We start from the raw sequence: 12857 nt of genomic DNA on the forward strand, positions 1-12857 counted from the left end.
ATAGGGGTTCTCTGCAGCGCAGCAAGATCTGCCGCCCGCGTCACGCCTCTGGGATATCAGGATGCTCGAAGCTACCGTCAAGAAGATTCTCCAGGCCCGGGTCTATGAAGCCGCCCGGGAAACGCCGATCTCCCCGGCCCCCTTCCTCTCCCGCCGTTTCAACAACCAGATCCTGATCAAGCGCGAGGACCTGCAGCCGGTCTACTCCTTCAAGATCCGCGGCGCCTACAACAAGATGGCCCAGCTCAGCGAGGCGCAGAAGGCCCAGGGCGTGATTGCCGCCTCGGCGGGCAACCATGCCCAGGGGCTGGCGATGGCGGCCAAGCTGATGGGCGTCAAGGCGGTGATCGTGATGCCCCGCATCACGCCGGAGATCAAGGTCCAGGCGGTGCGGGCGCGGGGCGCCAAGGTGGTGCTCAAGGGGGATGCCTTCGCCGAGGCGGCGGCCCATGCCCAGGAGCTGATCGCCGAGCACGGCTACACCTACATCCCGCCCTTCGACGACATCGATGTCATCGCCGGCCAGGGGACCATCGCCGTGGAGATCCTGCGCCAGCATGGCGGGCCGATCGACGCCATCTTCGTGCCGGTAGGGGGTGGCGGCCTGATCGCCGGCATGGCCGCCTACATCAAGTACCTGCGGCCCGAGATCAAGGTGATCGGGGTGGAGTCCGAGGACAGCGCCTGTCTCAAGGCGGCGCTGGCCGCCGGGGAGCGCGTGGTGCTGGACCAGGTCGGGGTCTTCGCCGAGGGCGTGGCCGTGGCGCAGGTCGGCGAGGTGCCCTTCTCGATCCTGCGCGACCTGATCGACGACGTCATCACCGTCAACACCGACGAGATGTGTGCCGCGGTGAAGGACATCTTCGAGGATACCCGGGCGGTCTCCGAGACCTCCGGGGCGCTCTCGCTGGCGGGCCTCAAGAAGTACATCCAGCAGACCGGTGCCGAGCACCAGACGCTGGTCTGCATCAACTCCGGGGCCAACACCAACTTCGACCGCCTGCAGCACATCGCCGAGCGTACCGAACTGGGCGAGCAGCGCGAGGCGATCCTCGCCGTGACCATCCCCGAGAGGCCCGGCAGTTTCAAGAAGTTCTGTCGCACCATCGGCAAGCGGATGGTCACCGAGTTCAACTACCGCTATGCGGACCCGGAGAAGGCCCACATCTTCGTCGGCGTCCAGGTGAAGCCCGGCGGCGAGGACCGCCAGGCGGTGATCGACAAGCTCCGTGGGGCCGGCTATCCCGTGGAGGACCTCACCGACAACGAGCTGGCCAAGCTGCATATCCGCCACCTGGGGGGCGGCCGGCCGAAGGAGCGCTTCGACGAGGAGGTCTACCGCTTCGAGTTCCCGGAGCGGCCCGGGGCGCTGATGAACTTCCTCACCCACCTGCCCCACGACTGGAACATCTCGCTGTTCCACTACCGCAACCACGGGGCCGCCTATGGCCGGGTGCTGGTGGGCATGCAGGTCCCCAATGGAGATCGCACCCACGTCGAGGAGTACTTCGATGATATCGGCTATCGCTACTGGAAGGAGAGCGACAACCCGGCCTATCGGCTCTTCATGGCCTGAGGCCGGGCCATCCTCGACACGCCGAGTGAGCGCTGACTCACTCTGCAGCCTGGATCTCCCGAGTGTTTAAAAATGTAACACCCTAAGTATGCTGGTTGTCATACTGAGGCATCAGGCCCTATAGTCACGTCGTTGCCGCATGCCTCGCGGTCACCCCACAACAACATCCACAACGACCCTCGCGGTCCTGTCTCCCACGGAGTCGACAATGAAGCGCAAGCCCGATCTGGTCATGGCACTGGTGCTGGTCTTCGGCATCGGGGTCGTGGCGACCGGCTATGCCCAGGCGCTGGCGGGCGGCTGAATCCCCCCGCAAACGGAGTGGAGAGCGCCGGAATCGCCCGATGACGAAGGTCGATGCATATCTGCATCGGCCTTCGTCGTTCGTGCGGCAGAGTCCCTCAGGGGCGTATCACCCGGGCATCGCTGACGATGGCGTCCAGCGGCACGTCCCAGGGGGCGGCGGGGAGGCGCTCGACACGCTGGCAGTCGTGGGCCAGGCCGATCAGGCGAGGGCGCGGCCCCGGGCGGCGGGTGAAGGCCAGGCTTCGGTCGTAGAAGCCGCCGCCCATGCCCATGCGCTGACCTCGGTCGTCGAAGCCCACCAGCGGCAGCAGGATCACATCGAGGGCCCAGGCCGGGGTGCGCCGCGCACGATGCGCCCCGTGGCGGGCCTCGGGCTCCGGGATGCCGAAGCGGTTGGCCACCATGGGCGTCCCCGAATGGTAGTGCACGAACCACAGCTGGTTGCGGGAGAGCGGCTTGAGGACCGGCAGGTGGACGCGTGTGCCGCGGCGCTCGAGCCAGGGAATCAGTGGGGTGGGATCGATCTCGCCGTCATTGGGCAGATAGAGGGCCAGGCGACGGGCGCGCTGGATCTCGGGCAGTTTCCGGAGGTGTCGGCAGAGGCGTTCTGCGGCGTCACGGCGAGCCTCGGCGCTCAGTTCGCGTCGGCGCAGGCGCAATTCGCGTCTCAGCCGGCGACGGGCGTCGTCGGTCAGGGGGGTGGCGGCGGTATCCTGCATGTGGGTCATGTCGGATGAGGGTTCCCCAGAGTGCCGCTGTCGTTCTGGCCCTTGAACCCAGTGGTTCAAGGTGGGTGGCCGCAGCCGAACCGTCAGGCTTTCCGACGCACGGACATGCACACGGGTCCGGCTAGCATTTGGCCCCCTGGGTACTGCGCATAGGCTCGAGGGACGATAACGACTGGCAAACACCCCAGGGAACCCCTTCATCCTACCAGAGGCACTGGCAGGGCCAAAGGGATGATTGCGTCGGCTCAACGCGCGGGCATGGCGTCCAGCGCTTTCTCGAGGCGGGCGTTGAGCTCGTTGAGGCTCTCCTCGCCGGCCCGCTGGTCATCCAGGGCCTCGAGCAGCTCGTGGGAGATATTGAGGGCCGCCATGATGGCGATCTTCTCGCGGTCGATCACCCGGCCACGGGAGTGGATGCCCTGCATGGCGCGGTCGAGGTAGCGGGCGGCCCGCTCGAGCTTGTCCTGCTCCTCCGGCGCGCAGGCGATGGCATAGCTGCGCTCCAGGAGGGTGATCTCGGTGGTGGGCCGTTTAGGCTCGGTCATGGCAGGCTCCGGAAAGGGGCAGGGGAAGGGGATCGCACGCCGGGTGCGCGTCACAGGGAGCCGATGCGTTAACATCGAGGCCAGGAGCCTGTCGCACTTAACACTGACCTACGACGAGTGTCGGTCTTGCGGCCAATTTCATTCGATCTGATTCATTACATAGCGGGCTATTCGCTACTTCAGATCGATAAATCTGTCTCGAAGTCCGACGCTCTCACGACGATCGGTCAAATCCGACAGGCGCCAAGAGGATGAATGCCAGTCACTATAAGAGAGCCGTTTGCGGGCGGTCAACGCGCCCGGCGGCCCACCAGCGGATCTTGCCATGTCACTGATCAACGAACGCCAGGACTTCTCGACCATTGCCGACACCTTCCTGCTGCACGGCAGCATGCAGTCGCCGGCCTTCCTCGACGGGCGCCTCTGTGCCGAGCTTGCGCTGCACGACCTCACCCCCGAGGCGTGGCTGGAAGAGGTCTGCCTGAGTCTCGGGGTCGACCAGCCCCGCGACGAGCCGAGTGCCGAGCGGCTGCTGGGCTGGCGCCGCCAGACCCTCGAGGCCCTCTCCGCCGCCGAGCTCAACTTCGAGCCCCTGCTGCCGGATGAGCTCTTCTCCCTGGCCGAGCGTGCCCTGGGCCTGCAGGAGTGGACCCTCGGCTTCCTCGAGGTGGTGGCCGATGCCGGCGAGGAGCCCCGCCGTGCCTGGTCGCCGGCCCTGCGCGAGGCCCTCCAGGATCTCGAGGGCCTGACGGGCATCGAGACCGATATCGAGGACAGTCCGGAGAACGAGAACGACCTCTTCGCCCTCACCGAGCACGCACGCATGGCCGCCATGCTGCTCTACACCGAGCGGCATCCCGGCAAGCCCCAGGTCGAGCAGGTCGACGAGCCCACCCGCCACTGAGAGCGGCCAGAGAACCCACCCAGGAGCCGTGATGCACCCCGAGATCCTGCCCCGTCCCGCCCCGATCACCAATGACGAGTACCGTGCCCGCCGCCGGGCCCTGATGGATAGGCTGCCCGCCGACAGCGCCGTCCTGCTGCCGGGAGCGGCACTGGTCACCCGCTCGCGGGACAGCGAGTTCCCCTTCCGCCAGGACAGTGACTTCCACTACCTGACCGGCTTCCCCGAACCGGAGGCCCTGCTGCTGCTGCTGCCGGGCCGCGAGGCCGGCGAGAGCGTGCTGTTCTGCCAGGACCGCGACCCGACGCTGGAAGCCTGGACCGGCATCCGCCTGGGCGCGGAGGGTACCGTGCGCAAGCATGGCATCGACCAGGCCTTCGAGAATGCCGAGCGCGAGGCGCGGCTGGCCGAGCTGCTCGACGGTCGTCACACGCTCTACCTGCCGCTGGGCGATGCCGAGGCCCTGGCGCTCGCCGAGGAGGTGCGTGGTGAGCTGGCCGGCCGCTCGCGTCGCGGGGCGGTGGCGCCATCGGCCTTCGCCGACGTCAGCGAACTGATCCACGAGCAGCGCCTGTGCAAGAGCGAGGCGGAGCTGGCCCTGATGCGCCACGCCGGGGCGATCTCCGCCCGGGCCCATGTGCGGGCCATGCGCACGGCTCGCCCGGGGCTCATGGAGCGACAGCTGCAGGCCGAGCTCGAGCACGAGTTCCGCTGGCAGGGCGGCAGCGGCCCGGCCTACGCCAGCATCGTCGGTGGCGGCATCAATGCCTGTGTGCTGCACTACATCGAGAACCATGCCCCCCTGGAGGATGGCGCCTTGGTGCTGATCGATGCCGGCGGCGAGTTCGATCTCTATGCCGGCGACATCACCCGCACCTTCCCGGTCAACGGCCGCTTCTCCGAGGCCCAGCGGGCCCTCTACGAGGTGGTGCTGGCCGCCCAGGAGCGCGCCGTCGCCGCGGTCCGCCCCGGCATCACCCTGGCGACGATCCACGAGGGCGTGGTGCACGACCTCACCGCCGGTCTCATCGAGCTCGGGCTGCTGGAGGGCGACGTCCAGGCGCGCATCGACGATGGCAGCTACAAGCGCTTCTACCTGCACTCGACCTCCCACTGGCTGGGGCTCGACGTGCATGACGTGGGGGCCTATCGCCACGAGGGGCAGCCCCGCGCCCTGCTGCCCGGCATGGTGCTCACCGTGGAGCCCGGCCTCTACGTGCCTGCCGATGACGATCTGCCCGAGGCCTTCCGCGGCATCGGCATCCGCATCGAGGATGACGTGGCGGTGACGTCCGACGGCCGCGAGGTACTGACCGTGGACGTGCCCAAGCGGGTAGCGGAAATCGAAGCCCTGATGGACAGTAATTGACCGGTCAAGGAGCCGTTGGCAATGCCTTTATGTAATGTACGTTATGGGATAAAAGGGTGCCTGCCATGAGCTCGACCGCGCAGCTGCGGGTGGATATCGCCATCATCGGCGGCGGACTCGTGGGGGCCAGCCTGGGCTGTGCCCTGGCCGCGCTGGTCGAGCGGGCGGGGCTCCGGGTGGCGGTGATCGAGGCGGCACCGCTGCCGCCGCCGCAGGCCGAGCCCTGGCAGCCCAGCTTCGATGCCCGGGCGAGCGCCATCGCCGGTGGCTCCGCCCGGCATTTCGCTAACCTGGGGGTCTGGGGCAGCATGGCCGAGATGGCCGCCCCGATCCGCACCATTCACGTCAGTGAACGGGGCCGCCTGGGCGTGACGCGGCTGCGCGCCGCTGAGCTTGGGGTCGAGGCGCTGGGTCAGGTGATCCCCAATGCCTGGATGGGGCGAGTGCTGCATGGCCGGCTGAGCGAGCTGCCACTGGCCTGGCACTGTCCGGCCAGGGTCGAGGCGATCCACCCCGTCGCCGAGGGATATCGGCTGCAGCTGTCGGATGGCAGCGAGCTGGAAGCCGGGCTGACGGTCCTCGCCGACGGCGGACGCTCGGGGCTCAAGGAACGGCTGGGGATCGAGAGCCGCGAGCGGCCCTATGACCAGGTGGCACTGATCGCCAGCGTCGAGGTCAGCCGCCCCCACAGGGGCGTCGCCTATGAGCGGTTCACGCCGGCGGGACCCATCGCCCTGCTGCCCCTCCAGGGCCAGGCCATGGAGCTGGTCTGGACCCACGAGCGCGGCGAGGAGGGGCGCCGCCTGGCCCTGTCCGACGGGGATTTCCTGGCCGAGCTGCAACGGGCCTTCGGTGACCGGGTCGGGCATTTCCGACGGGTCGGCCACCGTCATGCCTACCCGCTGTCGCTGATCACCGCTCGCGAGACCACTCGCCCCGGACTGGCGGTGCTGGGCAATGCGGCCCATGCCCTGCACCCGGTGGCCGGCCAGGGCTTCAACCTGGCGCTGCGTGGGGTCATGGATCTGGTGGCTGCCATCGAGGCCGGCATCGAGCGGGGCGATGGCCCGGGGAGCGCGGCGGTCCTGCGGGACTTCGAGGTGCGTCGAGACGCCGACCGTGACAACGTCATCCGCTTCAGCGACGGCCTGATTCGCCTGTTCGGGCTCGATATTCCCCTGCTCTCCCATGCCCGCGGCGCAGGTCTCGTGGGGCTGAACCTGCTGGGGCCACTGCGCCGCGGCCTGGCCCGCCGGGCCATGGGGCTGGAACGCTAGAGGCTGTTGCGACAGGAAACGACAAGGGCTGGATGGCAGGAGCGCGAAGGTTGGGTATCGACACGCTGAACAGGCAGCATGGTCATCGGGGCCGTCACGAGGAGCAGAGTTCATGAGCACAGGACAGGGACGCGCCTCGGCGCCGTTCGAGGTAATCATCGTCGGCGGAGGCATGGTGGGCACGGCCCTGGCCTGCCTGCTGGGCCGGGCCGGGCTTGAGGTGGCGTTGCTGGATGCCCGCGAGGCGCCGCTCGACCGCGACGCCGTGGGCAAGGGGCCGCCCTCCATGCGGGTCAGTGCCCTGACGCCGGTATCGCAACAGCTGCTGAGGGGACTGGGTGCCTGGGCGTGGATGGCCTCGCGCCGGGTGAGTCCCTATCGCTTCATGCAGGTCTGGGACGGCGAGGGCAGCGGCGAGGTGAACTTCTCCGCGTCCCAGGCCGGGGTGCCGGTGCTGGGGCATATCGTCGAGAACGACGTCACCCTGGCGGCGCTCGAGGCGTGCCTGGCCGAGTTGCCGAGCGTCCAGGCGCGCTTCGGCGCTCGCGTGGCCGGTCTCGAGGCTGACGACGCCGGGCGGACGGTGCTGCTGGAGGATGGCCGCCGGCTGACGGCCTCCCTGGTGGTGGCCGCCGACGGGGCCCGGTCACCGCTGCGGGCGATGGCCGGCATCGGCGTCTGCTCCCGCGACACCGGCCAGGTGGCGGTGGTCACCACGGTGCGTACGCGCCTCGCCCATGGCGGCGTGGCGCGCCAGGTCTTTCTCCCGACGGGGCCACTGGCCTTCCTGCCGCTGCACATGGAGGGCGGCGACCATCACTGCTCCATCGTCTGGTCCACCAGCCCGCAGGAGGCCGAGCGTCTGCTGGCCCTGTCCCGGGAGGCGCTGGGCGTCGAGATGGCGGTCGCCATCGAGCACCGGTTGGGCGAGGTGACGGTGACCGACCGGGCGCTGGCGGTGCCGCTCACCCAGCGACATGCCGAGCGCTACGTGCTGCCGGGCTTCGCCCTGGTGGGGGATGCGGCGCACAGCATCCATCCGCTGGCAGGCCAGGGGGTGAACCTGGGGCTGATGGATGCGGCGGTGCTCGCCGAGGAACTGGTCACGGGCCGGCGACGGGGGCTGTCACCAGGCGATGCCGTGCTGCTGGGGCGCTACGCCCGGCGCCGGCGTGGCGACAATGCCGCCATGCTGGCGCTGATGGACGGCTTCCGGCTGCTGTTCGGGGCGCGCCACCCGGCGCTCACCCTGGCGCGTAACCTGGGGCTCTCCGGCGTCGACCGGTTCGGGCCGCTCAAGCGGCTGCTGATGCAGCAGGCGACGGGGCATCGCGGGCGCCTGCCTCGCGCCTGTCGCGCCCTCAGCCGCCGCGACGCTGGCTGAGCACGTCGAGGGCCTTGAGCAGGTTGAGGGCCTCGCCGAGCTGGTAGTCCTCGCGCAAGCGCTCGCTCATCTCGCTGCGGGTGCGCTGCTCGTCCTGGGAGCGCAGGTGGCCCTCCAGGTCCGATTCGCGCACGTTCAGGCCACTGCCCTCGGCCACCTCCAGGCGGCCACGGATCACCTCCACGTCGGGCTCGATGCCCTGGGCCTGGATCGAGCGGCCTTCGGGGGTGAAGTAGAGCGCTGTGGTCAGCTTAAGCCCCTCGCCGTTGCCCAGCGGCATGATCTGTTGCACCGAGCCCTTGCCGAAGCTCTCGGTACCCATCACCACGCCGCGGCGCTGGTCCTGCAGGGCGCCGGCGACGATCTCCGCCGCCGAGGCGCTGCCGCCATTGATCAGCACCACCAGCGGCACGTCGGCCGCCGCCGTCTCGCGACCGGCCGAGAAGCGCATCTCGCTGTCCGGCAGGCGCCCCTCGGTGTAGACGATCAGTCCCTCGTCGAGGAAGGCGTCGGCCACGTCCACCGCAGCCTGCAGCACCCCGCCGGGGTTGTTGCGCAGGTCGAGCACCAGGCCCTTGAGCGGCCCGTCGCGTTCCAGGCGACGGATGGTGCTGCCGACCTGCTCGCCGGTGCGGGTCTGGAACTGGCTGACCCGCAGGTAGCCGTAGCCCTCCTCAAGAAGCTCGCTCTTGACGCTCTCGGTGCGGATGACCTCGCGGGTCAGGGTGACCTCCTGGGGGGCGCTCTCGCCCTGGCGCAGGATGGTCAGCCGGATCTCGGTGCCGGGGTCGCCGCGCATCAGGTTGACCGCCTCCTGCAGCGAGAGCCGGTCGGTGGGCGTATCGTCGATGCGCAGGATCTTGTCCCGGGACTGCAGGCCGGCTCGTGAGGCCGGCGTGTCGTCGATGGGGGTGATCACCGTCAGCTGGCCATCCTCCAGGCCCACCTCGATGCCCACGCCGCCGAACTCTCCCTGGGTGGACTCGCGCAGGCTCTCGAACTCCTCGCTGTCCAGGTAGGCGGAGTGGGGATCGAGCTCGCTGAGCATGCCGCGCATGGCGTTGCGCAGCAGGTCGGCATCCTCGACCTCCTCGACGTAGGCGCGCTTGATGCGCTCGAACACCTCGGCGAAGGCCTGGATCTCGGCGACCGGCAGGTCATCCTCCGGGCTCTGGCCCTGTGCGGTGGCAGGCAGGGGAGCGAGCGCCAGCAGGGCGGCCGACAGCAGTGCCGACACCAGGCGGCGCGTCACGGTGGGCAGAGCGGCGGGACGTAGGGACATGCAGATTCTCGCGGTTCCGGAGGTGGCAGCCCAGCATAGCCCGTGGCCGGGCGTCTATGGAATAGCCGGGGCTCACGGCTGGCGGGCGATCCAGCGCCGCGGGTCGATGGGGTCGCCGTTGCGGCGTACCTCGAAGTAGAGCCCCGGCCGCTGTTGACCGCCGCTGTCGCCCACCGCGCCCAGGGAGTCGCCACGGGTGACGGCTGCCCCCACCGGTACCTCGAAGTGCTGCAGGTGGGCATGCAGGGTCATTACCTGGTCGCCGTGATCGACGATCAGCAGGTTGCCGAAGCCGCGCATCCAGTCGGCGAACACCACTCGCCCCGCATGCACGGCCTTGACCGGGGTGCCCGCGGCAGCCTGGATCAACAGGCCGTTGAGGTGGACGCCCTCCCCCTCATGAAAGGCCGAGGCGATGCTGCCCTGCACCGGCCATGGCAGCTCGCCCCGGGTCTGTTCGATGGCCGTGGAGGGCGGTGGCCGCTCCAGGCGCGCCAGCTGCTCCTGCACCTCGCGCAGGGTGCGCTCGGCATGGGCCCGGTCCTGGGCGAGCGTCGCCAGGCGTGCCTGTTCGCTGGCGAAGCGCTCGTCCAGCCTGGCCACCAGGGTGGCACGCTCCGACATCTGCTCGGCCAGGGTGGCGCTGCGTGCGGCAAGCTCCGTGGCGACGGCCTCGAGGCGCTCGCCACGCTCATCCAGTGCCCGGCGATTGTCTACCAGTTCGGCATCGAGCCTTTCCAGCTCGTCGAGGCGCTCGTTGCGTGCCCGGGCCAGGCGGTTGAGATAGTGCTGAAGGCGGTCGAGTCGCGCCGGGTCGTCCTGGTTGAGCAGCAGCTTGAGCTGGGGGGTGCGGCCGAGGCGATAGAGGGCATCGAGCTGGGCCGACAGGGCCTCGACCTGCTGGGCGCGCTCGGCGGCCAGCTGCTCGCGTCGCGCCTCGAGGGAGGCGATCTCGTCGCCGAGCGCGCGTCGCTCGGCCTGCAGGTCATCGAGGTGGCGGTGGGTCTCGGCGAGGGCGGTCTCCACCTCGCGCAGGGCCTCGCTGGCCTCGTCCCGGGCCTCCCGGGTGGTGGAGAGCTGCGCGGAGGCCTCCCTGAGCTCCTCGCCGAGGGCATCGAGGCGCGCCTGTGCCTCACGTTCGGAGGGCTGGGCGGCAAGCGGCGACGCCAGGCCCAGCACCATCGCCAGTCCCGGCAGCCATGCGCCGAGCGTTGTGACGCCTCTCGCCATCCCCTGGCCTCCCCGCCCGGCTCAGTCGCGCTCGATCAGCACCCGGCCGGTCATCTCCTCGGGGATCGGCTGGTCCATCATCGTCAGCAGGGTCGGGGCGATGTCGCACAGGCTGCCGTCGTCCGCGAGCCGCACCGGACGCTCGCCGACATAGATCAGCGGCACCTCGAAGGTGGTGTGGGCGGTCTGGGGCGCTCCGGTCTCGGGGTGGACCATCTGCTCGGCGTTGCCGTGGTCGGCGGTGACCAGGCAGGCGCCGCCGGCGCGCCGGATCGCCTCCACCACCCGGCCGACGCAGGCGTCCACTGCCTCGATGGCCCGGACGGCGGCGTCGAAGTCGCCGGTGTGACCGACCATGTCACCGTTGGCGTAGTTGCAGACGATCAGGTCGAACGTGCCGGCATCGATCGCCTCCACCAGCCGGTCGGTGACTTCCGCGGCGCTCATCTCGGGTTTCTCGTCGTAGGTCTTCACCTCCTGGGGCGAGGGCACCAGCACCCGGGTCTCGCCCCGGTACTCCTCCTCGCGGCCACCGGAAAAGAAGAAGGTGACGTGGGCATACTTCTCGGTCTCGGCGATGCGCAGTTGGGTGAGGTCGCGCTTCTCCATCACCTCGCCCAGGGTGTTGACGAGCTCCGCCGGCGGAAAGGCCGCCGGCGCAGGGATATCGGCAGCATACTGGGTCAGCATCACCAGGCCCTCGGCGGCGAGCCTGGGTCGCACGCGGCGCTCGAAGCCGCTGAAGCCCGCCTCGACGAAGGCGCGGGTCAGCTCCCGGGCGCGGTCGGCACGGAAGTTCATGAAGATGGCGGCATCGCCCTCGGCCAGGGCCACCGGCGCGCCGCTCGGGCGGATGCTGGTGGCAGTGACGAACTCGTCGGTCTCGTCGCGCGCGTAGGCCCGGCGCAGCCCCTCCTCGGCCCCGATCGCCTCGAATTCGCCCTCGCCCTCGGTGATCAGGCGGTAGGCCTTCTCCACGCGATCCCAGCGGTTGTCGCGGTCCATGGCGTAATAGCGGCCGATGATCGAGGCCACGAAGCCGTTCTCGGGGCCCACCAGCTCGGCGAGGCGCGCGTTGGTGCGTTCCAGCGACGCCATGGCGCTCTTGGGCGGCATGTCGCGGCCGTCGAGGAAGGCGTGGACGTAGATCCGCCGTGCGCCGCGGCGGGCGGCCAGCTCGGCCATCGCCAGGAAGTGGTCCTCGTGGCTGTGCACGCCGCCTGGCGAGAGCAGGCCCAGCAGGTGCACCGCCTTGCCGTCTGCCACGGCGGCATCGATCGGCGCCGTCAGCACCTCGATGGTGTCCAGGTCGCCGTCCTCGACGGCCTTGGTGATGCGCGTGAAGTCCTGGTAGACGATGCGCCCGGCGCCCAGGTTCATGTGGCCGACCTCGGAGTTGCCCATCTGGCCATCCGGCAGGCCCACGTGGCGGCCGTCGGTATGGATCAGGGTGTGCGGCTGCTCCTGCCACAGGCGATCCATCACCGGGGTGCGGGCGGCGAGCACGGCGTTGTCCCTGGCGTCCTCGTTGTAGCCATAGCCGTCGAGGATGATCAGCGCCACCGGACGCGGGGTAGGGGTGCGGGGTTCGGTCATGGGGAGGGCCTCTTTGTCCTTGTCAGCCCCGGCAGGCGCGCGGGCGGTCACCGGGGTCGCGACTTGCATCTGCTTGCGGCATCATATCGCAGGGCACCGCCAGACGTCATTTGAGCGGCCCCCGGCCTGCCGTGGCTTTGTGTATACTGGGCGCCGCCGCGACGAGCCGGCCCCGTTCACCGTGCATCCGAGACAAGAGTTAGCCGAACCCATGATCGATCAGCTGTTCGAATTCGTGCAGAATCACCCGCTGCTGGTGGGGGCCTTCCTGCTGGTGTTGACCGCCTGGATCGCCTACGAGGTCCGCAACAGCAGCAGCGGTGGCGTGACCTCCGGCGAGGCGACCCAGCTGGTCAATCGCGAGGACGCCGTGGTGCTCGACCTTCGCGAGGCCGGCGAGTTCAAGGCGGGCCACATCGCCGGCGCGCGCAACATCCCCCAGAGCAAGCTCGACGAGCGCATGCGTGAACTCGAGAAGTTCAAGGGCAAGCCGATCATCGTGGCCTGCAAGCATGGCCAGAGCGCCGGCGTCGCCCAGGCCAAGCTGACCAAGGCAGGCTTCGAGCGGGTGCTCAAGCTCAAGGGCGGCATGGCCCAGTGGCAGGCCGATGGCCTGCCGGTCGTCAAGAAATAGCGCCCATCAGGCCGCGACGCATCATC

The 12857-nt window shown here is 69.4% G+C and carries 11 protein-coding genes and 1 other RNA gene; 6 read left to right on the forward strand and 6 right to left on the reverse strand.

Annotation, left to right across the window (positions count from 1 at the left end):
- The first annotated feature begins 61 nt into the window (after window positions 1-61).
- Complete coding sequence (gene ilvA / locus QLQ86_RS00880; RefSeq protein ID WP_282733893.1) at window positions 62-1576, forward strand: threonine ammonia-lyase, biosynthetic; 1515 nt, start codon at window positions 62-64, stop codon at window positions 1574-1576.
- A 401-nt stretch (window positions 1577-1977) separates the two neighbouring features.
- Here ilvA and QLQ86_RS00885 read toward each other — a convergent pair whose 3' ends face one another.
- The 3 genes from QLQ86_RS00885 to QLQ86_RS00895 all read right to left on the reverse strand — a co-directional run bounded on the left by QLQ86_RS00885 (window position 1978) and on the right by QLQ86_RS00895 (window position 3155).
- Window positions 1978-2610 (reverse strand): 5-formyltetrahydrofolate cyclo-ligase, encoded by a 633-nt coding sequence (locus QLQ86_RS00885; protein WP_282815622.1) that lies wholly within the window; start codon window positions 2608-2610, stop codon window positions 1978-1980.
- 9 nt (window positions 2611-2619) lie between these two features.
- Window positions 2620-2804, reverse strand: a non-coding RNA gene (gene ssrS, locus QLQ86_RS00890) — 6S RNA.
- Between the two features lie 51 nt (window positions 2805-2855).
- Window positions 2856-3155: a cell division protein ZapA gene (locus QLQ86_RS00895; RefSeq protein WP_282815623.1), complete on the reverse strand. Its 300-nt coding sequence runs from the start codon at window positions 3153-3155 to the stop codon at window positions 2856-2858.
- Between the two features lie 325 nt (window positions 3156-3480).
- On the opposite strand from QLQ86_RS00895, the gene QLQ86_RS00900 reads away from it, so the two are divergent.
- From QLQ86_RS00900 to QLQ86_RS00915, 4 genes are all read left to right on the forward strand, one after another.
- Complete coding sequence (locus QLQ86_RS00900; protein WP_282733890.1) at window positions 3481-4059, forward strand: YecA family protein; 579 nt, start codon at window positions 3481-3483, stop codon at window positions 4057-4059.
- 31 nt (window positions 4060-4090) lie between these two features.
- On the forward strand, window positions 4091-5428 hold the full coding sequence (gene pepP, locus QLQ86_RS00905) for a Xaa-Pro aminopeptidase (RefSeq protein ID WP_282815624.1): 1338 nt from the start codon (window positions 4091-4093) through the stop codon (window positions 5426-5428).
- Window positions 5429-5493: 65 nt separating this feature from the next.
- On the forward strand, window positions 5494-6705 hold the full coding sequence (gene ubiH, locus QLQ86_RS00910) for a 2-octaprenyl-6-methoxyphenyl hydroxylase (RefSeq protein WP_282815625.1): 1212 nt from the start codon (window positions 5494-5496) through the stop codon (window positions 6703-6705).
- 112 nt (window positions 6706-6817) lie between these two features.
- A complete protein-coding gene (locus QLQ86_RS00915; RefSeq protein ID WP_282815626.1) occupies window positions 6818-8089 on the forward strand; it encodes a UbiH/UbiF/VisC/COQ6 family ubiquinone biosynthesis hydroxylase in 1272 nt (423 codons plus the stop codon).
- On the opposite strand, the gene QLQ86_RS00920 is transcribed toward QLQ86_RS00915, so the two are convergent.
- The 3 genes from QLQ86_RS00920 to gpmI form a co-directional block, all read right to left on the reverse strand.
- A complete protein-coding gene (locus QLQ86_RS00920; protein ID WP_282815627.1) occupies window positions 8067-9371 on the reverse strand; it encodes a S41 family peptidase in 1305 nt (434 codons plus the stop codon). The two genes, QLQ86_RS00915 and QLQ86_RS00920, sit on opposite strands and share 23 nt — an antisense overlap.
- 72 nt (window positions 9372-9443) lie before the next feature.
- Entirely contained in the window at window positions 9444-10601 is a 1158-nt protein-coding gene (locus tag QLQ86_RS00925) for a murein hydrolase activator EnvC family protein (protein ID WP_282815628.1), read from the reverse strand.
- Window positions 10602-10622: 21 nt separating this feature from the next.
- Window positions 10623-12197 (reverse strand): 2,3-bisphosphoglycerate-independent phosphoglycerate mutase, encoded by a 1575-nt coding sequence (gene gpmI, locus QLQ86_RS00930; protein WP_282815629.1) that lies wholly within the window; start codon window positions 12195-12197, stop codon window positions 10623-10625.
- A gap of 211 nt (window positions 12198-12408) precedes the next feature.
- Between gpmI and QLQ86_RS00935 the strand changes: the two genes are divergently transcribed.
- Window positions 12409-12831 (forward strand): rhodanese-like domain-containing protein, encoded by a 423-nt coding sequence (locus QLQ86_RS00935; RefSeq protein WP_282733883.1) that lies wholly within the window; start codon window positions 12409-12411, stop codon window positions 12829-12831.
- Window positions 12832-12857: the final 26 nt, after the last annotated feature.

Origin of the sequence: Halomonas rhizosphaerae (assembly GCF_030012485.1) — a bacterium.
Taxonomy (GTDB): Bacteria; Pseudomonadota; Gammaproteobacteria; order Pseudomonadales; family Halomonadaceae; genus Halomonas; species Halomonas rhizosphaerae.